The organism is Listeria fleischmannii subsp. fleischmannii LU2006-1 (assembly GCF_000344175.1).
Lineage (GTDB): Bacteria > Bacillota > Bacilli > Lactobacillales > Listeriaceae > Listeria > Listeria fleischmannii.
Genome location: NZ_ALWW01000011.1, coordinates 36,974 through 59,621, shown reverse-complemented (window position 1 = coordinate 59,621; position 22,648 = coordinate 36,974). Strand labels below are relative to the sequence as shown.

The window sequence follows — 22,648 nt, the reverse complement described above, 5'->3', positions numbered from 1 at the left end:
GGATGAAATTTGCGGTCATTCAGTTTCCAGGTTCTAATTGTGATTTAGATATGCTTCATGCGATTCGTGATGTTTGTTCTGTGGAAGCCGAATACGTTTGGCATGCGGAGGATTCTCTTCAAGGATTTGATGCGGTCTTACTTCCGGGTGGCTTTTCTTACGGGGATTACTTGCGCACAGGTGCTATTGCCAAATTTTCGAATATTATGAAAGAAGTGATGCGCTTTGCAGAAGAAGGTCGTCCGGTTCTAGGCGTGTGTAATGGATTTCAAATTTTGACGGAATGTGGGTTGCTTCCTGGGGCACTCATTCGTAATCGCCACCTTCATTTCGTTTGTAAAACGCTCCCGCTTCAGGTTGAGAATAATACAACCCTTTTTACTTCCGAGTATGCCCTTCATGAAGAGATTGAGATTCCGGTAGCACACGGTGAGGGGAACTATTTTTGTGATGAGGAGACGCTTTTAAAGCTAAAGGAGAACAACCAAATTGTGTTCACATATGCTTCCGAAAATCCAAATGGCAGTGTGGCGAATATTGCAGGAATTGTGAATGAGCGCGGTAATGTACTGGGAATGATGCCACATCCGGAGCGAGCTGTTGAAGCGGTTGTCGGCGGGACGGACGGTATCAAACTATTTCAATCCATGATAAGTTCTTTAAAGGGGGCAAACGAAAGTGTTAGCAAATGAGCCAACAGTTGATCAAATCGTAGAACAGAAAATCTACCAGGAGATGGGTTTAACAGATAGTGAGTTTGACTTAATCGTTTCCATTCTTGGGCGGAAACCAAATTACACCGAAACAGGCCTTTTCTCAGTAATGTGGTCAGAACATTGTAGTTATAAAAATTCTAAACCTATTTTGAAAAAATTCCCAACCGAAGGAAAGCAAGTCTTACAAGGCCCAGGTGAGGGGGCAGGAATTGTGGACATTGGGGAAGGGCTCGGCGTGGCATTTAAAGTGGAGAGCCACAACCATCCGTCCTACGTGGAACCTTATCAGGGCGCTGCAACAGGCGTCGGTGGCATTATTCGCGATGTATTTTCAATGGGTGCTAGGCCAATTGCGATGCTTAATTCGCTTCGTTTCGGCGAGTTAGATAATCCGCATACCAAATATTTGGTAAATGAAGTGGTGAAAGGGATTGCCGGTTACGGAAATTCAATTGGTATCCCAACAGTTGGCGGAGAAGTCCAATTTGATGCCTGCTACGCTAAAAATCCGCTCGTTAATGCGATGTGTGTGGGTGTTATTAAAAAAGAAGATATTCAAAAAGGCCAAGCAGTTGGTGTAGGCAATCCTGTCATGTATGTCGGCGCTAAAACAGGGCGTGATGGGATTCACGGAGCCACATTTGCTTCTGTGGAATTTAGCGAAGAAGGAGAACAAGAACGTTCTGCTGTGCAAGTTGGGGACCCATTTATGGAAAAACTGCTGTTAGAGGCTTGTCTTGAAGTCATTCATGAACACGCAGATATTTTGATCGGGATTCAGGATATGGGGGCAGCGGGACTTGTTAGTTCAAGTTCGGAGATGGCATCGAAAGCGGGATCTGGTTTAAGGCTTGTGATGGACGATGTGCCGCAACGTGAAACGAATATGTCCGCGTATGAAATGTTGCTTTCAGAGTCACAAGAAAGAATGCTTTTATGTGTGAAAAAGGGACATGAGGCAGAAATTGAAGCTTTATTTGAGCGCTACGGATTACATGCTGTGACCATTGGCGAGGTGACGGATGATAAGATGTATACGATTGTTCAAAACGGGGAAATTGTGGCGAATGTGCCAGTTGATGCTCTTGCGGAAGATGCACCGGTTTATCATAAACCGTCTAAAGAACCTAAACGCTACGAGGCGTTTCAAAATGAAGCGGCATTTCGGCCAGATGATTTAAACATAAAAGAAGTTTGGGAGAAGTTGCTTTCTCAGCCAACGATTTCGAGTAAGCGGCATATTTATGAGCAGTATGATTATCAAGTTCGTACAAGTACGGTCGTTGTGCCCGGAAGTGATGCGGCTGTTGTGCGCGTGCGTGGGACAAATAAGGCGATTGCTATGACGACGGACTGTAACTCAAGGTATTTGTATCTGGATCCAGAGCTTGGGGGTGCAATTGCGGTAAGTGAAGCGGCTCGAAATATTGTAGCGAGTGGCGCGAAGCCTCTTGCGATTACGGATGGTCTTAATTTTGGTAACCCGGAAAAGCCAGAAATTTTTTGGGAAATCGAAAAGGCAGCGGACGGCATTAGTGAGGCATGTAGAGCGCTTCAAACCCCTGTGATTTCCGGAAATGTCTCGCTTTATAATGAGACGGATGGGACTGGAATTTACCCGACACCTGTCATTGGGATGGTTGGTTTAGTTGAAAATATAGAAGATATTACGACGCAAGACTTTAAGATGAGTGGGGATGCGATTTATTTAGTCGGTGACACTTTCGCTGAATTTAATGGCTCTGAACTGCAAAAACTCTTGCAAGGTAAGATTTCTGGGCGGGCGCCAAAACTGGATTTAGAAATAGAACGAGCGAATCAAGCGAGTGTTCTTCGTGCCATTCAAGCTGGACTTGTCCAAAGTGCGCATGATATTTCAGAGGGCGGTTTTGCGGTGGCACTTTTTGAATCGGCGGCAAAAGGGAAATACGGCGCGCATGTGACCGTCCCGTTTGATCTTCCAATGATTTTTAGTGAGTCACAATCTCGTTTTATTGTGTCTGTGAAACAAACGGACAAGGCTCAGTTCGAGGCGTTTTTCGGACTAGAAAATCTGCATGAAGTTGGAATGGTGACAGAAGACGCGGAGCTTATTATTTCCTCAGAAAAAGAGAAAGTAGTGGTTTCTACAGAACGTCTGTCTGAAATTTGGGAAGGAGCACTGCCATGCTTGCTGAAATAAAAGGATTAAACGAAGAATGCGGCATTTTTGGCGTTTGGAATCACCCAGCTGCAGCTAATATCACGTATTACGGCTTACACAGTTTGCAGCATCGCGGTCAGGAAGGCGCAGGGATTGTGTCGACGGACGGCGCAGTATTACGTGGTCACCGGAATTTAGGGCTACTTGCTGATGTTTTTAAACACGGAGAGCTTGACGGGTTAAAAGGAACGGGGGCAATTGGGCATGTGCGATATGCGACTGCCGGCGGGAAAAGTTTAGGAAATGTGCAGCCGTTTTTATTTCACTTTCAAGAGTCGTCACTTGCGCTTTGTCATAATGGGAATTTAATTAATGCTTCCTCGCTTCGGGCAGAGCTTGAAAAACAAGGTGCTATTTTTCAAACAAGTTCAGACACAGAAGTGCTTGCCCATTTGATTAAGCGAAGCCAAACGGGTGATTTTATTCAGGATCTAAAAGTAGCTTTAAACCGTGTGAAAGGCGGCTTTGCATACATGCTACTTACGGAGAAACAAATGATTGCAGCACTTGATCCAAACGGGTTTAGGCCGCTTTCGATTGGCCGCATTGGCGATAGCTATGTCATTGCCTCGGAAACGTGCGCATTTGAAACAGTTGGAGCCGAATTTGTTCGTGACGTGGAACCAGGCGAGCTCGTTATTATTGATGATGACGGGCTTCATATCGATACTTTTACAAAAGAAGTGAAGCATTCCATTTGTAGTATGGAATATATTTACTTTGCACGCCCAGACTCAAATATTGCAGGAATTAATGTCCACTCAGCTAGAAAACGTAGCGGAAAACGACTGGCGCAAGAAGCATTTGTCGAGGCGGATGTCGTAACAGGCGTGCCTGATTCAAGCATTTCTGCAGCGATAGGTTATGCAGAAGAGGCCGGATTACCTTATGAGCTAGGCTTGATTAAAAATAGGTACGTGGCCAGAACGTTTATTGAGCCTTCACAGGAGCTAAGAGAACAAGGTGTGCGGATGAAATTGTCGGCCGTCCGAGGTGTCGTCCAAGGTAAGCGTGTCGTCATGATTGACGATTCTATCGTGCGCGGTACAACTAGTAAACGAATTGTGAGCTTACTGCGCGAGGCAGGCGCCAAGGAAGTGCACGTTCGAATTGCATCCCCACCGCTTGCTTATCCGTGTTTTTATGGGATTGATATTCAAACGCGCAACGAACTTATTGCCGCTAATCATAGTGTAGATGAAATTTGCCAAATTATCGGGGCAGATTCCCTCACCTATCTTAGTGAAGATGGCCTCGTTCAGGCTATTGGCAAACCTTATCCAAACGAACCTTATGGCGGTCTATGTATGGCTTATTTTAACGGCGATTATCCGACCGATTTATATGACTATGAAGCAGATTATCTAGCAAGCCTAATCGAGCAAAAAAAATTAAAATAAGGAAGTGTTAAAAAGTGGAAAATGCATACAGCAAAGCGGGCGTTGATGTTCATGCAGGATATGAAGTCGTAGAACGCATTCAAAAACATGTGGAAAAAACAAAGCGCTTAGGCGTTATGGGCGCACTCGGCTCATTTGGTGGCATGTTTGATTTAAGTGCACTCGCCTTAAAAGAACCCGTTTTAGTTTCAGGCACGGACGGTGTAGGTACAAAACTGATGCTTGCCATTGCCATGAATAAACACGATACAATCGGAATTGACTGCGTAGCCATGTGTGTAAACGACATACTCGCACAAGGTGCAGAACCACTTTTCTTCTTAGACTACATCGCTACTGGAAAAAACAATCCGTCTAAAATGGAGCAAATTGTTCAAGGGGTTGCGACTGGCTGCGAAATGGCAGGTTGTGCGCTTATTGGCGGAGAAACAGCTGAAATGCCAGATATGTATGCGGCAGATGACTACGATTTAGCCGGCTTTACCGTGGGAGCCGTTGAAAAAAGCCAACTCATTCATAAAGATGCCGTACAAAATGGTGATATCCTCATTGGACTCCCTTCTAGCGGTATTCATAGTAACGGTTATTCGCTCGTAAGGAAAATTTACTTAAAAGATGGCCGTTTTCAATTAGAAGATACCTTACCTGAACTACCAGAAGGGAAGCTAGGCGATTATCTTCTTGAACCGACTAAAATTTACGTCAAACCCGTTTTAAATATTTTAAAACAAACAAAAGTAAACGGCATTGCCCATATTACTGGTGGCGGTTTTATTGAAAATCTACCGAGAATGCTAGGCGAACATTTAGCAGCCGAAATAGCGTTAGGTTCTTGGCCGGAATTACCTATTTTTAACAGTTTAAAAATGCGTGGGCAATTAGATGAAATGGAAATGTTTAATATTTTTAATATGGGTATTGGGTTAGTCCTTGCTGTCCCGGAAAATGAGGCGGAGAAGGTTTTACTAGCCTTTAAAGAGCAAAATGAAGAAGCCTATCAAATTGGTCGTGTGACAGAAAAGCAAGCGGAGCCGGTTACTTTTGTTCGCGGGGATGAACAATGAAAATCACCGTCTTTGCATCTGGAACCGGAACAAATTTCGAAGCCCTCGTAAAAAGTGAGATTGGCCCAAAAATTGCACTAGTTATTTGTGATAAAGCGGGCGCCAAAGTGTTAGACAAAGCCTCAAAATTAGGAGTACCAGCATTTTTGTTTCGCCCACAAGACTATCCGAGTAAAGCCGATTTTGAAACCGCGATTTTAGCCGAACTACGAGCGAATGATGTGGAATGGATTGTGCTTGCTGGCTATATGCGTTTAATTGGGGAGACACTCCTTCTCTCGTATCCTAATCACATTATCAATTTACATCCATCACTATTACCCAAATACCCGGGCAAAGATGCCATTTTACAGGCACTTTCAGACGGGGCGCATGAGACGGGTGTCACCGCACATTTTGTAGATGCGGGAATGGATACGGGGCCAGTTATTGCGAGCGAAAGTATTCCAATTGAACCGCATGAGACGGAGGAGACACTCACGGCAAAAATTCACGAAATCGAACATATCTTTTACCCCAAAGTGGTGAAAAAATTAGTAGAGGGGAAGTTAAAATAAATGAAAAGAGCACTCATTAGTGTGTCGGACAAGGCCGGTGTTGTGGAGTTTGCGAAGGCACTCGTTAAACTGGACTTTGAAATTATTTCAACGGGCGGCACAAAGAAAATACTGGAAGAAAACGGGGTTGTGACAATCGGAATTGAAGAGGTGACAGAGTTTCCTGAAATGCTAGACGGACGCGTCAAAACGCTCCATCCGATGATTCACGGCGGTCTACTTTTCAGGCGCGATTTGGGAACGCACGTTAAGGAAGCCAAACTTCACGGCATTAAGCCCATTGATTTAGTATGTGTCAATTTATATCCTTTTCAAGAGACGATTCAAAAACCCGATGCGACACTTTCTGAAGCCATCGAAAACATTGATATTGGCGGTCCCTCTATGCTTCGCTCAGCGGCTAAAAACTATCAATCCGTCACGGTTTTAGTAGATGAGGCAGATTACAAACCTGTTTTAGCCGAACTGGAAGAAGGGGAAGTGAAGGGTGCTACGCGCGCGAAACTGGCGGCTAAAGTTTTCCGTCATACAGCCTTTTATGATGCCCTTATCGCAGGCTTTCTAACAGAAGATGAATTTCCTGAGAAATTAACGATTCCTTATGATTTAAAGCAAAGTTTGCGTTATGGTGAAAATCCTCATCAGAAAGCCGCGTTTTACAAGGAGCCGCTATCTCAGGCATCAGGCATTTCAAATGCGAATCAGCTACACGGGAAAGAATTGTCCTACAATAATATTCGTGATACAGACGCTGCGCTTAAATTAGCGGCAGAATTTACCGAGCCAGCTGCTGTTGCAGTGAAGCACATGAATCCGTGCGGTGTCGGCATCGGAGAGACTATTTTTGATGCATATGAAAAGGCTTATGAGGCTGATAAAACGTCCATTTTTGGCGGGATTGTAGCGTTAAACCGGGAAGTCGACGCGAAAACAGCGCAACGTTTGAGTGAAATTTTTCTGGAAATCATTGTGGCGCCAAGTTTTTCTGAACCCGCTTTAGCGATTTTAACCAAAAAGAAAAATATTCGCTTATTGACTGTAGATTTTTCGAATTTTGCGCCGAGCCTTGAGAAGGTGTCTGTAGGTTTCGGTCTGCTTGTTCAAGATAGTGATTCGCTTTTGGAAAATCCTGAAACGTTTACGGTTGTTACGGAGAAAAAACCAACAGATGCGGAAATGCGTGCGCTTCTTATCCAGTGGAAAATTGTGAAGCATGTAAAATCTAATGCGATTGTGGTAGGGAATGATGTGCAAACGCTTGGGATTGGCGCGGGTCAAATGAATCGCATCGGCTCAGCTCAGATTGCGCTAAAACAAGCGGGTGAAAAGGCTAAGGGAGCAGTTCTTGCAAGTGATGCTTTCTTTCCGATGGATGATACTGTGCTTGCGGCAGCAGAAGCAGGAATCACAGCCATTATTCAACCAGGCGGATCAATCAAAGATACAGATTCTATCGAAATGGCGAATAAGTATGGAATCGCGATGGTCATGACACATGTTCGTCATTTTAAACATTAAAAAGGAAGTGAAAAGATGAATTTACTTGTCATTGGTAGCGGTGGTAGAGAACATGCCATTTGCCAAAAACTCCTTCATTCGCGTGGCGTCACAAATGTATTTTGTGCACCAGGCAACGATGGCATGGCTCAAAGTGGAATAAATTGTATCGCTATCCCAGAAACAGATGCCAAAGCACTTATCCAGTTTGCCCAAAAAGAAGACATAAGCTATACCATAGTAGGACCAGAAATCCCCCTTTTAGAAGGTATTGTGGATGAATTCGAAAACGCAGGATTGCTCGCTTTTGGTCCCAGCAAAAAAGCCGCGCTCATCGAAGGCAGCAAAGATTACGCCAAACAGTTCATGAAAAAGTACCAAATTCCAACCGCAAAGTCAGAAACCTTCACTGACTATAACAAAGCAAAAGCCTATTTGGATGAAAAAGGAGTTCCCATTGTGATTAAGGCGGACGGGCTTGCAGCCGGAAAAGGCGTTGCTGTCGCCATGACAATGCCAGAAGCTACGCTTGCGCTAAAAGAAATGATGCTTCAAAAACGATTTGGCGAAGCCTCAGAAAAAGTAGTCATCGAAGAATTTCTAGAAGGGGAAGAATTTTCTTTAATGGCCTTTGTAAACGGCGATGAAGTCTATCCAATGGCCATAGCAAAAGATCATAAGCGGGCTTATGATGGTGACAAGGGGCCAAATACAGGTGGTATGGGTGCTTATTCGCCCGTTTCAAGTATTTCTTCCGCGATTGAAAAGGAAGCCATCGAAACGATTTTAATTCCGACAGCAAAAGGCATGAAAATAGAAGGTCGCCCGTTCCGCGGCGTTTTGTATGCCGGATTAATTGCAACCGAATCGGGTCCAAAAGTCATTGAATTTAATGCGCGTTTCGGGGACCCGGAAACACAAGTCGTCCTCCCTCGCCTAGAGAGTGATTTTGCGGCGCTCATTCTAGCACTACTCCATAATGAAAAACCAGATGTCCGTTTTCAAAAAGAAGGCCTGAATTTAGGTGTCGTTCTAGCGGCAAAAGGCTATCCAGATGCTTATGAAAAAGGCCATATATTAACTGGACTAGAACAAATTAGCCCGGAAATTGGAATTTATCATGCTGGAACAAAACGAGATGAGGCTTCGAATTTTATTTCAAATGGCGGTCGGGTTTTACTTCTTGAGACTTCCGGTGCCACGATGAAAGAAGCTCGTTTGCACCTATATGAAGAAATGAAGAAATTAGATAATCCAGATTTCTTCTACCGAATTGACATTGGCCTAAAAGCCGAATAGAATATAAAGCGAGCACAAGCTTGCTTTTCAGACTGCTGACACACGGCGATAACAACGAAGATCACCGAGTGTCAGCAGTCTGGTTTTGGTGAGAATCGTTTTGTTTTGCGTAAACTTTTAGTTTTTCTACAAGCTTGATTTTTCTTTTACAGAAATAAAGTAGTTGCTTTTTTACGCGTTGGTACGTTAAAATATGAAAGTATAAGTAGATAAACGGAGGTAAGATAAAATGCAAATCGAAAAGATTCGTGGGGAAGGTTTAGATGCTTTTTTTAAGGGTATTTTAACGCTTGAAACGCTTGAAGAATGCTACGCTTTTTTTGATGATGTCTGTACAGTGAATGAAATTCAGTCTATGACACAGCGTTTTCAAGTAGCCAAGATGCTTTCAGAAGGAAAAACATATAATGTTATTGAAGCAGAAACTGGTGCAAGTACAGCTACGATTTCTCGTGTAAAGCGCTCGCTTAACTACGGCAATGATATGTATGAAGTGGTCTTTGGACGCATGAAAAAGCAAGAGGATGTTAATGAATAAAAAAAGGAAGCAATCGTTTTCAAATTACCATCATCGCTATTTTAATATTAGCGGTCATCTATTTTGCATTTAATATGATTCAAACAGGAATAGGGCTTGATTTTAACCTTTTTTGGCATTGGATTTTTATTATTTGTTTTTCTTTTACAACACTTATGAATCTCCGGTCGAAAAGTTATATTGGTATTGCGATTGGCCTATCTGGCATGTTTATTTGTGTACTAAGTTTAATTTTAATGGCCTTTTAATTATGAGAGAAGAAAATCTTAACAGGTTTTCTTCTTTTTTATTAAGAAGTTTTCATGAAAATTTCATATGCGAGGCATACACTATGTTTATAAACATTGATTTTATAAGCGAAGCAGGTGAAAATATGAAAATTATTGGCGAACATTCATCAGGACTTAGCGTAACCATTGAAAAGGTAAAAAACGGCTATGCTTATTTTGCCGAAAATGATCACGGTATGACAAAAAGTTTAGAAATTGCTAAGCGTTGTGCAGTTGTATACAGTTTTTCAGAAAATTACTTATTCAGACATATTTCAGAGGAAATGAAAGACTGGAAGTGGCGTGAAGCGTATTAATCAAAAGAACCAGAAATGGTTCTTTTTTTTTGTCTATAAGTTAAATATTTTAATATTTATAGATAATTTAGTAAAATAATCTATATATTTAAAATGGGGAGGTTTTAATTTGAAGGGGAAAAAAACGTTTTGGTTTGCTACCACTAGCTTTTTAGTTTTAATCATGATTGTTTCAGTTATTGGAATCAAGCACCATGAAACTGTGAAGGCCAAGGAAGAGCAGGAAGAGGCGCGAAAAGTGGCTTTAGAAAGAGAGCAATCACTAGAACAAAATGCTCGTTCAGCCGTCAATCGTTTGTTTGCATCGGATAAACTGCTTATGTTAAATGATAATTATTCGGAAGATTTAAATAAAAAAGCACAACAATTAATTGGGCAATTAAAAAATAAAAAGATGAAAGCGGATTTGGAAAAAAAGCGACTTCGCGCAGAAAAATTTGAAAAGGAAGTCGAATTAAGTAAGCAAAACGTGGCCGCATTGTTCACAGATGAAACGAAGCGGTCATTAGCCCAGCATGTTACAAAAGATAAATTGGATGGAGTGAAACAAGCTGTGCTGAATTCAACGCCGCAAGCTAAAACAAAATTGGAGCTTAAACGAGATGTCGAAAAAGCTTATCAATTGTTAGCGAGTCAAGAGAAGGCACGTAAAGTGGCTATTAAAAAAGCACAGGAAAAAATGGCAGCCAAAAAACAAGAACAATCGGTAGCGAGTCGAAAAGTGGAGCCTTCTTCTGGGGATTCAAATAGGCAAGAAAAAAATCGAACTTTTTCGTCCCAAGAGAAAAGTCCTGTACTGAAGCAAAATGAGTCAGAACAAAAAGAGAGCCCAAGCAGTAAAGCACCGCAACCAATTGTAGCGAAAATGAACTTAGCTGCGCGTACAAGCCAAATCATTACAGTTGTTGCGAGTGGTACTAGTGCACAAGTGAGTTTTTGGGAGAAATCAGGTGGGGCGTGGAATCAAGTATTCAAAACTTACGGGCAAGTGGGGGCGGAAGGCGTTGGATCTGCAGATGAATACCATAGTCGTACGCCTAGAGGGGCTTATTCTTTAGGGTTTGCCTTTGGAACGAGTAATCCGGGAACATCACTTTCTTTTAGACAAATTACGAATAACAGTTACTGGATTTCAAACGTGAACGATAGCCAGTATAATACTTGGCAGGAGCGCGAGTCATCGAGTGGTTCAGATGAGCATATGGCGAGCTTTCCTACCCAATATCAGTACGGGGTTGTGATTAATTACAATACGGCCCGAACAAAAGGTGCGGGATCAGGGTTTTTCTTGCATTGTAGTAACGGGGCGCCTACTGCTGGTTGTGTTTCGATTCCGACTAGTCAAATGAAAATGGTTCTTCAAAAACTGCACGGGAGCGCGTATATTGTTAATGTGACAAGTGAACAAGAGCTTTTAAATTATTAGAAAAAACACTTTTCAGGTAGCCGTGGCTACTTGAAAAGTGTTTTTTTGTGTTTAAAATAATTTTAAAATTCCTGTTGCGCTTAAAAAGACGAATATAATCGCGATAGGGGCGATATATTTGATGATGAATAGCCAAATGATAAACATTTTTTTGCCAAAATGGCTGCTTGCGGTAAATTCATCTTGTAAAAGTTGTCTTGGCAGTCTGTAGCCGACAAAAATGGAGATGAATAGGGCGCCAATTGGGAGGATGATATTTGAAACGAGATAGTCTGCGAATTCAAAGAAGGTTAGGCCGAAAATGTGGATGTCATTCCATACGCCGAAACTAAGCGCCGACGGAACGGCCATAATCATGATTAGTATACCCATCCACGTACTCGCTTTTTTACGAGAAACGCCGCTAGACATAATCGGTGCAACCGTTGCCTCGAGCATGGAGAAGCTTGACGTAAGGGCTGCGAAAAGGAATAAAAGTAGAAAAATGACAAAGAATAGCGTTCCAAACGGTAATTGATTGAAAATGGATGGTAAGATGACAAATAATAAGCCCGGCCCAGCATCTGGTGTAATACCAAATGAAAAGGCGGCTGGGAAAATCGCGAGTCCGGCTAGAAGAGAGACTCCGACGTTCATGAGGGCGACGGAAATGGCGGACTGTGGTAAGCTGACAGATTTATCAAGATAAGAGCTGTATGTTACCATAACTGAAATCCCAACACTGAGTGAGAAAAAGGCTTGACCAAGTGTAATTAAAATTGTGTTTGCTGTCATATGCGTGAAATCAGGTTTTAAGAAAAACTGCACGCCACTCATCGCACCGTCAAGCGTTAATGAACGAATAATTAAAACTAAAAATAAAATAAAAAAGAGCTGGCATCATAAATTTGCTCATTTTCTCAATCCCGGAAACAACGCCGCGGTTAATCACTAAGACATTAAGTAGGATAAAAATAAAGGTGGCGCCAAGCGATAGATAAGGATTTGCTGTCGTATTACTGAATTCTTGTAGTAATTCTGCCTGCTTTGCCCCCGCTAAACTCATGGATAAGGCTTTAAATAGGTAAGTAATAATCCATCCACCAACAACACTATAAAATGAAAATAAAATACTCGCACCAATAACGCCTAATTTCCCAAGTAAATCCCATTTTGTGTTTGGTGCAAGCGTCTTGTATGCTAAAATGGCATCTCCGCCAGAACTGCGCCCGATAATAAATTCTGCAATTAAAATAGGCATAACAACGAATAAAGTAATGACGAGAAAAAGTAAAAAGAAAGCACCCCCGCCTGCTGTTGCGGCCACATATGGTAATTTCCAAATGGCTCCAATTCCAATGGCTGAACCAGCAGATGCTAATATAAATCCAATTTTAGAACCCCATTTTTCTTTTTGTTGCATAAAATTCCCCTTTCGAGATGAAGTAAAGTTTATCATACCAAATAATTCGCTTGTTTTGGATATATTTTCATAAAAAATTACATTTCATACATAAAAAATCTATTCAAGACAAGTTTCGCGAAAATTGATCTGCTTAATCATGCCAGTATAAACCGCCTGATTTTTAGTATACTTAAAAGGAAAAAGAGGTTTAGTTGGATTTAGGAGGAAGTATTTTACATACGTATAACTATTTTAACCATCATCTATATTCTTTGTTTGTTAAAATGGGATTCATTTGTTTTAACCTCAGCGCTTTTTGGCTATTTTATTAGTCAAGAAACAAAACATTCCGCAACCTAAACTTGTCATGAAAACTCTTTTTAAGAGGTTTCATGACAAGTTTTTTTGTATCTATAACATGCTAAATTTCTATGGATATTAAAAAAAGTTCAAAAAAAGTTAAATTCTGGCTGGAACAGATGAATGAAAAACCAACAAATGCTATAATAGATGAGTCTAGCTATTCAAAATTGGAATTTTAGTAAGGGAGTTAGTGTATGTGCGGCATTTATTTAAAATAGATCCAGCAAAGCCACTCTCAGAAGAAGCCATTAAGCGGTTGTTACAAAGCGAAACGGATGGCTTTATTATTGGTGGCACCGATGAAATTACATTAGAAAATGTCACAGAAACTTATGAATGCTTTATGGAAACTGATTTGCCTCTTTATTTAGAGGTGAGTACACCGGACATGATTTTACCGTTAGCTGACCAATTTTTAATTCCGATGGTATTAAATACACGTGACACCACTTGGTCGCATGGGTTGCATGTGGAAATTTTACGCAAATATGCCCCTCATGTACCGTTTAGGCGACTTTCGCCAGTTGGTTATGTGATTTTAAACAAAGATGCAAAAGCGGCGATTAAAACCGGGGCAGAGACCAATTTGGAAGCAGAAACTGTTGCGGCGTATGCTGAACTGGCAGAACATTTTTTCCACCTGCCGATTTTTTATGTGGAATATAGTGGTATATTCGGGGATGTCACGATTTTAAAGGCTGCAAAAGCGGTTCTAAGCGAGACAAAATTGTGGTACGGTGGAGGAATTCGCTCGCTTATAGATGCTAAAAAAATGGCAGAAGTGGCGGATGTCATTATTGTGGGTAACTTAATTTATGAAAATTTAGAGGAAGCACTAGCAACAACACGCGTCTCGGCTAGGGCTAGCGGGCGCGGGGATAATATGATAAAATAAGAACAAATGTTTGTGGTGGTGGATAAAAATGCAATTAAACAGTGAAGAACTAGTAAAAGGACTTAATAGTGAACAAAAACGAGCGGTACAAACAACGGAGGGACCGCTTTTAATTATGGCAGGAGCGGGTAGTGGGAAGACGCGCGTTTTAACACACCGAATTGCCTATTTAATTAAAGAGCGTGAAGTGAATCCCTATAATATTTTAGCAATTACCTTTACAAATAAAGCGGCGCGCGAAATGAAAGCGCGTGTTACGGGCCTACTTGGCGGGATAGCAGAGTCCATTTGGATGTCTACTTTCCACTCTATGTGCGTGCGTATTTTAAGACGTGACATTGACCGAATCGGTTATGAGCGCAATTTTACGATTTTAGACAGCAGTGACCAGCTTTCCGTCATTAAAGGTATTTTAAAAGATAAAAATATTGATTCTAAAAAATATGAGCCACGTGGCATCCTAGCTTCCATTAGCAATGCTAAAAATGAGTTAATGGACGCAGCACTTTATAAGCGCGAGGCAAGCGGCTACTACGATAAGATGGTGGCGGAAGTGTATGAGGCATACGAGAAGAAGCTGAAAAAAAATCAGGCGCTAGATTTTGATGATTTAATTATGGTGACAATCCAGCTTTTTGAACGTGTACCTGAAGTTTTAGAATACTATCAGCGAAAATTTCAATACATTCATGTTGATGAATATCAAGATACGAACCATGCGCAGTACTTGCTCGTGAAACTTTTCGCGGCTAAACTACGCAATCTTTGTGTTGTCGGCGACTCCGATCAGTCCATTTACGGATGGCGCGGTGCGGATATTTCCAACATTTTATCGTTTGAAAAGGATTATCCTAATGCGAAAATGATTATGCTTGAGGAAAACTACAGATCCACAAAACGAATTTTAGAAGCCGCAAACCACGTTATCGAAAATAATCGAAATCGTAAGCCGAAAAATTTGTGGACCAGTAATGACGAAGGCGCAAAAATTTTCTATCATAAAGCCTTAACGGAAAAAGAAGAAGCGTCTTATGTTGTGAGCAAAATTCAAGAAGAAGTCGCAAATAAAAATCGACCATTATCTGATTTTGCAATTCTTTACCGAACAAATGCTCAGTCCCGTGTCATGGAGGAATTTTTCATGAAATCCAATATGGCCTATACCATGGTTGGTGGCACTAAATTCTATGACCGTAAAGAAATTAAAGATATTTTAGCGTATTTGCGTCTTATTTCGAATAACGAAGATGATATTAGTTTAGCGCGTATCATTAATGTACCCAAACGTGGTGTTGGCGCTGGCTCATTAGATAAAATGGCCAATACTGCAAATGCCTATGATTTAACATTATTTGAAGTTTTAAATCGTATTGAACTCGCCGGCATACCCGCGAAAACAAGCAAACAATTGGTCGAATTCCACGATTTAATCCGCGGATTTAGCCAAATGCAGGAATTTCTTTCAGTTACAGAGCTTGTCGAGCAAGTTTTGGAGAAAACGGGTTACCGCGACATGCTGAAAAATGAAAGAACGATTGAAGCCCAGACACGACTTGAAAATATTGACGAGTTCCTTTCTGTTACGCAAAACTTCGAAAAAGAAAGTGAGGATAAGTCACTGCTCGCCTTTTTAACGGACTTAGCACTTGTAGCAGACGTGGATCAATTAGAGGACGACTTAGAGCAAACGGGCGCTGTCACACTCATGACACTTCATTCAGCAAAAGGTTTAGAGTTCCCGGTTGTCTTTTTAGTTGGCCTTGAAGAAGGAATTTTCCCGCATTCACGTGCCCTTTTTGAAGAAGATGAAATGGAAGAAGAACGCCGTCTTGCTTATGTGGGCATCACGCGTGCTGAAGAAGAACTGTTTATCACAAGTGCTTATTCCCGCATGCTATTTGGACGCTCAACCGCAAATGCCGAATCACGTTTTATTGGCGAAATTCCGCAAGATTTGCTGGAGACGGGAAATGAAAACAAGCTGAAAGAAGTACCATTTAAACGCTCGGTTCTAAATACAAAACCTATTGCCACTTATCAGTCAAGCGGAGCAGAGAATCTAGGCTGGGCTGTCGGTGATAAGGCCGCTCATAAAAAATGGGGCACAGGAACAGTTGTTAGCGTAAAAGGAGAAGGAAGCAATATGGAACTTGATATCGCTTTTCCTAGTCCAACTGGAATTAAACGATTGCTGGCCGAATTTGCGCCAATTGAAAAAGTGTAAAGGTAGGTGGAAAGCATGAGTGAGAGAAACAGATATGATGAAATAATCGCGAAGTTAGAGCAATATAGTTATGAATATTACGCCCTAGATATGCCAACTGTCGAAGATGCCGTATATGATAAACTTCTACATGAGTTAATCGCTTTGGAGGAAAAACACCCTGATTGGGTCACGAGCGATTCACCATCACAACGCATCGGCGGTGAAGTATTAGAAGGGTTTACAAAAGTGGCACATAAAACACCCATGTTAAGTTTAGCGAATGCTTTTAATGAACAAGATTTGCTCGATTTTGACCGTCGTGTCCGCGAAAAAGTCGGAGATGACCGGGAATATATGTGCGAACTTAAAATTGATGGCCTTGCCGTCTCACTTGAATATGACGCTGGGCGCTATAAACGCGGTGCTACTCGTGGTGACGGAACTGTCGGGGAAGATATTACCGCCAATTTACGTACAATACGTTCCGTTCCTATGAAGCTAAAACGTGATTTTTCAATTGAGGTTCGCGGTGAAGCGTTTATGCCAAAAGAATCCTTTAAAAAATTAAATGAAAAGCGTGAAGAAGAAGGTCTTGTTTTATTTGCTAACCCGCGTAATGCTGCGGCTGGATCACTTAGACAACTAGATACTAAAATTGCAGCATCACGTAATTTAGATATTTTTCTTTATGCAGTAGCTGATTTTGGAGAAATGGGCGTGGCAAAACATAGTGAAGGTCTCGATATGCTCGGGGAACTTGGCTTACGAACAAATAAAGAGCGTGAAGTTTGCCGGACAATGGATGAAGTATTTGCTTATATTAAAAAATGGACGGAAAAACGAACATCCCTAAGTTATGATATTGACGGTATTGTAATTAAAGTCAATGATTTAGCGCAGCAAAATGAACTCGGTGCCCGTGTTAAAACGCCGCGCTGGGCCATCGCCTATAAATTTCCAGCTGAGGAAGTCGAAACAACTTTACTTGATATTGAACTAAGCGTTGGTAGAACAGGTGTTGTAACCCCAACAGCTATTTTAAATCCTGTTCAAGTAGCGGGGACAACAGTCGGCCGTGCTTCCCTTCATAATGAAGATTTAATTCATGAAAAAGATATTCGCATCGGTGATACCGTTGTCATCAAAAAAGCAGGGGATATTATCCCGGAAGTTATTCGCAGCATAAAAGAGAACAGGACAGGAAGCGAAGAACCTTTCCAAATGCCAAAAGTGTGTCCGGATTGTGGAAGTGAACTTGTCCGTCTAGAAGATGAAGTGGCGCTTCGGTGCATTAATCCAAAATGTAAAGCGCAGATTAAAGAAGGACTCATTCATTTCGTATCACGTAATGCCATGAATATTGACGGACTAGGCGAAAAAGTCATAACCCAACTTTTTTCCCATCAACTTATCAGTGATGTAGCAGATTTGTTTTCCCTTTCGAAAGAAAAACTGTTAGAATTAGAAAGAATGGGAGAAAAATCTGTTTCCAATTTATTAGCAAGCATCGAAGCCAGTAAACAAAATTCTCTTGAACGCTTGTTATTTGGACTTGGGATTCGTCACGTGGGGGAAAAAGCGGCAAGAACACTCGCACTTGAGTTTGATACGATGGATGCTCTTAGACAAGCAGATAAAGAAACCCTTCAAAACACAGCCGATATTGGCGAAAAAATGGCAGATAGTATTGTCACTTACTTTGAAAATGAAGAAGTGCATGAGTTACTAGCCGAACTTAAATCATATGGCGTAAATATGGCCTACACAGGTCCACGTCTTTCTGAAGAAGATACGGAAGACCTTGTTTTTTCCGGGAAAAAGGTAGTTTTAACAGGAAAATTGGAAAAACTTACGCGCGATGAGGCGAAATCGCTCATAATGAAACTTGGTGGCGATGTTTCAAGTAGCGTCAGCAAAAAAACGGATATTGTTGTAGCAGGCAGTGATGCGGGTTCTAAGCTAGAAAAAGCAAATGAACTTGGTATACCTGTTTGGTCGGAAGAAGAGCTTATGGAATACTTACCAGATGAGGGTGAATTATAAATAATGAAAAAATATTTAATACTCGTTTTGGCCTCCCTGCTTGTGTTAACAGGATGTGCGCCTAAACTGACATCAGATGAGAAAGTGGTCACAAAAGACGAAGAGAAAAAAAGTGAAACAGGCATTATGACGAAAAACCAAATTTCTGAGAATTACTATAAAACAGTCTTACCTTATAAGGCTAGTAAATCCAGAGGCCTAGTCGTTTCCAATATTTATTCCCGCTATGATATTAATGAGCTCGAAGCGGGCCTAATGCGTATTTCACAAAATGAATATTCATCAGATAATTATCTGTTCCAAGAAGGTCAGTATTTAGACAAAGATTTATTAACTTCTTGGCTTGGCAGGAAAAGTGATAAAAATAAAGAGGGCTTAAATCCAGTTGACAATGGATTTGGGGAAAATCGTAATCCAATTTATTTAGCACACATTCTAGAGCAAGATTATTTGAAGAAAACGGATAAAGATACAGTCTCACTTGGTGGCGTTTCAATAGCGCTTGCTATGAATTCTGTGGACTACTATCAAAAAGAACAATATGGTGACACATTTGAACAAGATATTAGCGATGACAAATTGCTAGCGGAAGGAAAAGCAATGTCACAAACCATCTTAACGCGTATCCGCCAAACAAAAGGTTTAGAAAATGTACCGGTTACAATTGCGATTTATAAACAAGGTCGTAGGGATGCCGTTGCACCAGGTAATTATGTTGCCTATGCGACTGCAAATGGAAATGAATTAGGTAATTTTAAAACTGTAAAAGAGAAAAATTATATCTTGCCTTCTACAGAAGCAGCAAGTGACCATAAGTCAGATAATGATTCCTTCCTCAATTTTAAAGCAGATATTGAAAAATATTATCCTAATTTCACCGGTGTAGTTGGACGTGCCCGTTATGAAGACGGCCAAATGAGAGAACTTGCCGTTGATATTCCGTTACAATTTTACGGAGAAGCTGAAATCATTGGATTTACCCAATATGTCACAGATTTAGTGGGTAAACATTTACCAAAAGAAGCGAGTCTCCAAGTTAATATTTCTACATCAGATGGACCAGCTGCCCTTATTACGCGAAAACCTAGCGATAGTGCCGCAACGGCCCATATTTATAACTAATGAAAAGTTCCAAGCGAGAAGCTTGGAACTTTTCTACGTTTTACACAATTTTTATATCGCAATAAGCGCTTCTATGATATAATTTTAGCATTAGTGGAAAAAACGAAAAGGAGGATGGCGTCTTGACAAACATATCCAAAGAGACCGTTTTAAAAGTGGCTAATTTAGCAAAACTAGATGTTTCTAGTGAGGAAGCAGTTGCTTTTGCAAGCCAACTAGGCAATATTATTGAAATGGTGGAAAAATTAGACCAGCTTGATACAGCGAATGTGGAGCCAACTTCTCACGCCATAGAGGTATCAAACGTTTTACGGGAAGATGTTTCTCACCCTGGATTAAAACGTGAAAAAGTACTTCGTAACGCACCTGAAACACAGGATGGTATGTTTAAAGTACCAACGATTTTAGAAGACTAGACTAGGAGGGAATTAGTTTTGGGATTATTTGAACACTCAGTGAAAAATCTGCATGATAAATTAGTCAAAAAAGAAATTTCGCCATTTGACTTAGTGAAAGAATCATTTGACCGTATTGATGCAGTTGAAGATAAAGTACAATCTTTTATAACTTTAAATAAAGAAACAGCACTCGATATCGCAGAAGAACTTGGCGATTCAGGGATTGATCCAAAAAATATGCTGGCAGGTCTACCCATCGCGGTGAAAGATAATATTGTCACAAAAAACTTGCGAACAACAGCGGCAAGTAAGATTTTATATAACTTTGACCCAATTTACGATGCGACCGTTATACAAAAATTAAAACAAGCACAAGTTATTAATATCGGAAAATTAAATATGGATGAATTTGCGATGGGCTCCTCAACGGAAACGTCTCACTTCCATAAAACCTATAACCCTTGGGACTTATCAAAAGTACCCGGTGGATCATCAGGCGGCAGTGCTGCTTCAGTAGCAGCGTCTGAAGTCCTCTTTTCACTTGGATCTGATACGGGTGGTTCCATTCGCCAACCGGCTGCTTTTTGCGGGGTCGTGGGAATGAAACCTACATACGGACGGATTTCTCGGTTTGGGCTCATTGCTTTTGCCTCCTCGCTAGATCAAATTGGTCCTATCACTCGGACAGTTGAGGATAATGCTTACTTGCTGCAAGCCATTTCTGGCGTGGATGAAAATGACTCGACATCCATTGATGCCCCTGTTGAAGACTTTTCAAAATACTTAACGGGTGATGTAAAAGGTCTTAAAATTGGTGTTCCAAAAGAGTACCTAGGCGAGGGTGTACAGCCTGGTGTTAAAACCGCTGTTATGGATGCTTTAAAAACACTCGAAAAACTTGGCGCGACGTGGGAAGAAGTTTCCTTGCCGCATTCTGAGTACGGGGTTGCAAGTTACTATATTTTAGCATCCAGTGAAGCATCGTCAAATCTAGCGCGTTTTGATGGAGTGCGTTATGGTTACCGCACGGAAAATGCGAATTCGCTTGAAGAACTTTACAAAAAAACGCGGTCGGAGGGCTTTGGTGACGAAGTGAAGCGCCGTATTATGCTCGGTACGTATTCCCTAAGTTCAGGCTATTATGATGCGTATTATAAAAAAGCACAACAAGCAAGAACATTAATTAAACAAGATTTTGAGAAAGTTTTTGAAAACTATGATGTGATTATTGGTCCTAGTACGCCAACAACGGCTTTTGATATTGATGGTATGATTCATGATCCGATTACGATGTATCAAAATGACTTACTCACGATTCCAATTAATTTGGCAGGACTTCCAGCGATTTCTGTTCCTTGCGGGTTAAGCGAGGGTCTGCCAGTTGGCCTTCAAATTATCGGGAATCATTTTAAAGAAGGTCAAATTTACCAAGTTGCTCATGCATTTGAACAAGCAACAGATTTTCATAAAAGAAAACCATCATTATAAAAAGGCGGTGCAGTCATGAATTTTGAAACTATTATCGGGCTTGAAGTCCATGTTGAATTAAAAACGGAATCCAAAATTTTCTCTTCTGCTCCGGCGCATTTTGGTGCAGAACCGAATACAAATACAACCGTAGTCGATTTAGGAATGCCAGGCGTATTACCTGTTTTAAATAAACGTGCTGTTGAATTTGGCATGAAGGCAGCTATGGCGATTAATTGTGAAATTGCCAAACATACTAAATTTGATCGCAAAAACTATTTTTATCCAGATAATCCAAAAGCCTATCAAATCTCGCAATTCGATAAACCAATTGGGGAACACGGTCATATTGAAATCGAAGTAGGCGGTCGTAAAAAGAAAATCGGTATCACACGTCTTCATTTAGAAGAAGATGCCGGTAAAAATACACATACAAATAAAGGGTATTCACTCGTCGATATTAATCGCCAAGGTACCCCGCTGATTGAAATCGTTTCAGAGCCAGATATCCGCTCTGCAGAAGAAGCGTATGCGTATCTTGAAAAATTAAAATCCATTATTCAATATACAGGCGTTTCTGATGTGAAAATGGAGGAAGGCTCTATGCGTTGTGATGCCAATATCTCCATTCGTCCAGTTGGGCAAGAAGCGTTTGGTGTGAAAACAGAGCTTAAAAATTTAAACTCCTTTAATAATGTACGTAAAGGTATTGAATATGAAGAAAAACGCCAAGCAGAAGTGCTTATGGCAGGTGGCATCATCGAACAAGAAACACGACGTTTTGATGAAGCAACGGGTAAAACATCGCTTATGCGTGTAAAAGAAGGTTCTGATGACTATCGTTACTTCCCAGAACCAGACCTCGTTGATTTATTTATTGATGATGCTTGGATGGAACGTATTCGCGCTGAAATCCCAGAACTGCCAGACAAACGTCAAGCGCGTTATGTGAGCGAATTAGGATTACCAACCTACGATGCGATGGTACTAACATTAACAAAAGAAATGTCCGATTTCTTTGAAGAAACATTAGCTGCCGGAGCTGACGCCAAACAAGCTTCTAATTGGCTAATGGGCGAAGTATCCGCATATCTTAACGCCGAACAAAAAGAATTACACGAAACAGGCTTAACACCAGCTAATCTTGCTGGCATGATTGGCCTTATCGAAAAAGGCACGATTTCTTCCAAAATCGCTAAAAAAGTTTTCCGCGAACTAGCTACAAACGGCGGAGATGCAGAAGAAGTCGTAAAAGCAAAAGGCCTTGTTCAAATCTCTGATGAGGGCGAACTCCGCACAATTATTTCAGGAATTTTGGATGAAAATGCCCAATCAATCGAAGACTATAAAAACGGCAAAGACCGTGCCGTAGGTTTCCTCGTGGGCCAAGTGATGAAAGCCACAAAAGGTCAAGCCAACCCACAAATGGTTAACCAACTACTCATCGAAGAAATGAATAAACGCTAAGCTAAAAAGAAGGGGGA

General features: G+C 41.1%; 18 protein-coding genes and 1 pseudogene. 18 read left to right on the top strand and 1 reads right to left on the bottom strand.

Features of this window, described 5'->3' with window-relative positions:
- Positions 1 to 2 precede the first annotated feature (2 nt).
- The 11 genes from purQ (at position 3) to LFLEISCH_RS14610 (ending at position 11,286) form a co-directional block, all read left to right on the top strand.
- Positions 3 to 692, top strand: a complete 690-nt coding sequence (gene purQ, locus LFLEISCH_RS05085) for a phosphoribosylformylglycinamidine synthase subunit PurQ (protein ID WP_007473710.1) — start codon at positions 3 to 5, stop codon at positions 690 to 692.
- Positions 693 to 735: 43 nt separating this feature from the next.
- The gene (gene purL, locus LFLEISCH_RS05080; RefSeq protein ID WP_077907955.1) at positions 736 to 2,898 is read left to right on the top strand and encodes a phosphoribosylformylglycinamidine synthase subunit PurL; all 2,163 of its coding nucleotides are present in this window, start codon (positions 736 to 738) and stop codon (positions 2,896 to 2,898) included.
- Positions 2,883 to 4,319: an amidophosphoribosyltransferase gene (gene purF / locus LFLEISCH_RS05075; protein WP_007473706.1), complete on the top strand. Its 1,437-nt coding sequence runs from the start codon at positions 2,883 to 2,885 to the stop codon at positions 4,317 to 4,319. The genes purL and purF overlap by 16 nt, the downstream gene beginning before the upstream one ends.
- A 14-nt stretch (positions 4,320 to 4,333) precedes the next feature.
- Entirely contained in the window at positions 4,334 to 5,383 is a 1,050-nt protein-coding gene (gene purM / locus LFLEISCH_RS05070; RefSeq protein WP_007473705.1) for a phosphoribosylformylglycinamidine cyclo-ligase, read from the top strand.
- Positions 5,380 to 5,940: a phosphoribosylglycinamide formyltransferase gene (gene purN, locus LFLEISCH_RS05065; protein WP_007473703.1), complete on the top strand. Its 561-nt coding sequence runs from the start codon at positions 5,380 to 5,382 to the stop codon at positions 5,938 to 5,940. Before purM ends, purN begins: the two co-directional genes overlap by 4 nt.
- Positions 5,941 to 7,458 carry a bifunctional phosphoribosylaminoimidazolecarboxamide formyltransferase/IMP cyclohydrolase gene (purH, locus tag LFLEISCH_RS05060; RefSeq protein WP_007473701.1) on the top strand — a complete coding sequence of 506 codons (1,518 nt, stop codon included), beginning with the start codon at positions 5,941 to 5,943 and terminating at the stop codon, positions 7,456 to 7,458. It begins immediately after the preceding gene.
- 15 nt (positions 7,459 to 7,473) lie between these two features.
- Positions 7,474 to 8,736: a phosphoribosylamine--glycine ligase gene (gene purD / locus LFLEISCH_RS05055; RefSeq protein ID WP_007473699.1), complete on the top strand. Its 1,263-nt coding sequence runs from the start codon at positions 7,474 to 7,476 to the stop codon at positions 8,734 to 8,736.
- A 229-nt stretch (positions 8,737 to 8,965) separates the two neighbouring features.
- Entirely contained in the window at positions 8,966 to 9,274 is a 309-nt protein-coding gene (locus tag LFLEISCH_RS05050) for a YerC/YecD family TrpR-related protein (protein ID WP_007473697.1), read from the top strand.
- The gene (locus LFLEISCH_RS15830) at positions 9,271 to 9,522 is read left to right on the top strand and encodes a hypothetical protein (RefSeq protein ID WP_040504769.1); all 252 of its coding nucleotides are present in this window, start codon (positions 9,271 to 9,273) and stop codon (positions 9,520 to 9,522) included. The genes LFLEISCH_RS05050 and LFLEISCH_RS15830 overlap by 4 nt, the downstream gene beginning before the upstream one ends.
- 83 nt (positions 9,523 to 9,605) lie before the next feature.
- Complete coding sequence (locus LFLEISCH_RS05040; RefSeq protein ID WP_007473690.1) at positions 9,606 to 9,860, top strand: hypothetical protein; 255 nt, start codon at positions 9,606 to 9,608, stop codon at positions 9,858 to 9,860.
- Positions 9,861 to 9,969: 109 nt separating this feature from the next.
- On the top strand, positions 9,970 to 11,286 hold the full coding sequence (locus LFLEISCH_RS14610; RefSeq protein WP_007473688.1) for a toxin Cry1Ac domain D-VI-related protein: 1,317 nt from the start codon (positions 9,970 to 9,972) through the stop codon (positions 11,284 to 11,286).
- A gap of 51 nt (positions 11,287 to 11,337) precedes the next feature.
- Here the strand turns inward: LFLEISCH_RS14610 and LFLEISCH_RS05030 are convergent.
- Positions 11,338 to 12,688, bottom strand: a pseudogene (locus tag LFLEISCH_RS05030) (sodium-dependent transporter).
- A gap of 541 nt (positions 12,689 to 13,229) precedes the next feature.
- On the opposite strand from LFLEISCH_RS05030, the gene LFLEISCH_RS05025 reads away from it, so the two are divergent.
- The 7 genes from LFLEISCH_RS05025 (at position 13,230) to gatB (ending at position 22,631) form a co-directional block, all read left to right on the top strand.
- Complete coding sequence (locus LFLEISCH_RS05025; protein ID WP_007473686.1) at positions 13,230 to 13,928, top strand: geranylgeranylglyceryl/heptaprenylglyceryl phosphate synthase; 699 nt, start codon at positions 13,230 to 13,232, stop codon at positions 13,926 to 13,928.
- A gap of 28 nt (positions 13,929 to 13,956) precedes the next feature.
- Entirely contained in the window at positions 13,957 to 16,152 is a 2,196-nt protein-coding gene (pcrA, locus tag LFLEISCH_RS05020; RefSeq protein ID WP_007473684.1) for a DNA helicase PcrA, read from the top strand.
- A gap of 15 nt (positions 16,153 to 16,167) precedes the next feature.
- Positions 16,168 to 18,177, top strand: a complete 2,010-nt coding sequence (ligA, locus tag LFLEISCH_RS05015) for an NAD-dependent DNA ligase LigA (protein ID WP_007473683.1) — start codon at positions 16,168 to 16,170, stop codon at positions 18,175 to 18,177.
- A gap of 3 nt (positions 18,178 to 18,180) precedes the next feature.
- Entirely contained in the window at positions 18,181 to 19,299 is a 1,119-nt protein-coding gene (locus tag LFLEISCH_RS05010) for a CamS family sex pheromone protein (protein WP_007473681.1), read from the top strand.
- 122 nt (positions 19,300 to 19,421) lie between these two features.
- Positions 19,422 to 19,715, top strand: coding sequence for an Asp-tRNA(Asn)/Glu-tRNA(Gln) amidotransferase subunit GatC (gene gatC, locus LFLEISCH_RS05005; RefSeq protein WP_007473679.1), 294 nt, complete (start codon positions 19,422 to 19,424; stop codon positions 19,713 to 19,715).
- An 18-nt stretch (positions 19,716 to 19,733) separates the two neighbouring features.
- Positions 19,734 to 21,185: an Asp-tRNA(Asn)/Glu-tRNA(Gln) amidotransferase subunit GatA gene (gene gatA, locus LFLEISCH_RS05000; protein ID WP_007473678.1), complete on the top strand. Its 1,452-nt coding sequence runs from the start codon at positions 19,734 to 19,736 to the stop codon at positions 21,183 to 21,185.
- Positions 21,186 to 21,200: 15 nt separating this feature from the next.
- Positions 21,201 to 22,631, top strand: coding sequence for an Asp-tRNA(Asn)/Glu-tRNA(Gln) amidotransferase subunit GatB (gene gatB / locus LFLEISCH_RS04995; protein WP_007473676.1), 1,431 nt, complete (start codon positions 21,201 to 21,203; stop codon positions 22,629 to 22,631).
- Positions 22,632 to 22,648: the final 17 nt, after the last annotated feature.

Excerpts from the sequence above, each read along its gene's own strand:
- LFLEISCH_RS05010 (WP_007473681.1), top strand. The coding sequence starts at position 18,181 with ATGAAAAAATATTTAATACTCGTTTTGGCCTCCCTGCTTGTGTTAACA.
- pcrA (WP_007473684.1), top strand. The coding sequence starts at position 13,957 with ATGCAATTAAACAGTGAAGAACTAGTAAAAGGACTTAATAGTGAACAA.
- ligA (WP_007473683.1), top strand. The coding sequence starts at position 16,168 with ATGAGTGAGAGAAACAGATATGATGAAATAATCGCGAAGTTAGAGCAA.
- LFLEISCH_RS05040 (WP_007473690.1), top strand. The coding sequence starts at position 9,606 with ATGTTTATAAACATTGATTTTATAAGCGAAGCAGGTGAAAATATGAAA.
- purQ (WP_007473710.1), top strand. The coding sequence starts at position 3 with ATGAAATTTGCGGTCATTCAGTTTCCAGGTTCTAATTGTGATTTAGAT.
- purH (WP_007473701.1), top strand. The coding sequence starts at position 5,941 with ATGAAAAGAGCACTCATTAGTGTGTCGGACAAGGCCGGTGTTGTGGAG.
- LFLEISCH_RS05050 (WP_007473697.1), top strand. The coding sequence starts at position 8,966 with ATGCAAATCGAAAAGATTCGTGGGGAAGGTTTAGATGCTTTTTTTAAG.
- gatB (WP_007473676.1), top strand. The coding sequence starts at position 21,201 with ATGAATTTTGAAACTATTATCGGGCTTGAAGTCCATGTTGAATTAAAA.
- purL (WP_077907955.1), top strand. The coding sequence starts at position 736 with ATGGGTTTAACAGATAGTGAGTTTGACTTAATCGTTTCCATTCTTGGG.
- purN (WP_007473703.1), top strand. The coding sequence starts at position 5,380 with ATGAAAATCACCGTCTTTGCATCTGGAACCGGAACAAATTTCGAAGCC.
- purD (WP_007473699.1), top strand. The coding sequence starts at position 7,474 with ATGAATTTACTTGTCATTGGTAGCGGTGGTAGAGAACATGCCATTTGC.
- purF (WP_007473706.1), top strand. The coding sequence starts at position 2,883 with ATGCTTGCTGAAATAAAAGGATTAAACGAAGAATGCGGCATTTTTGGC.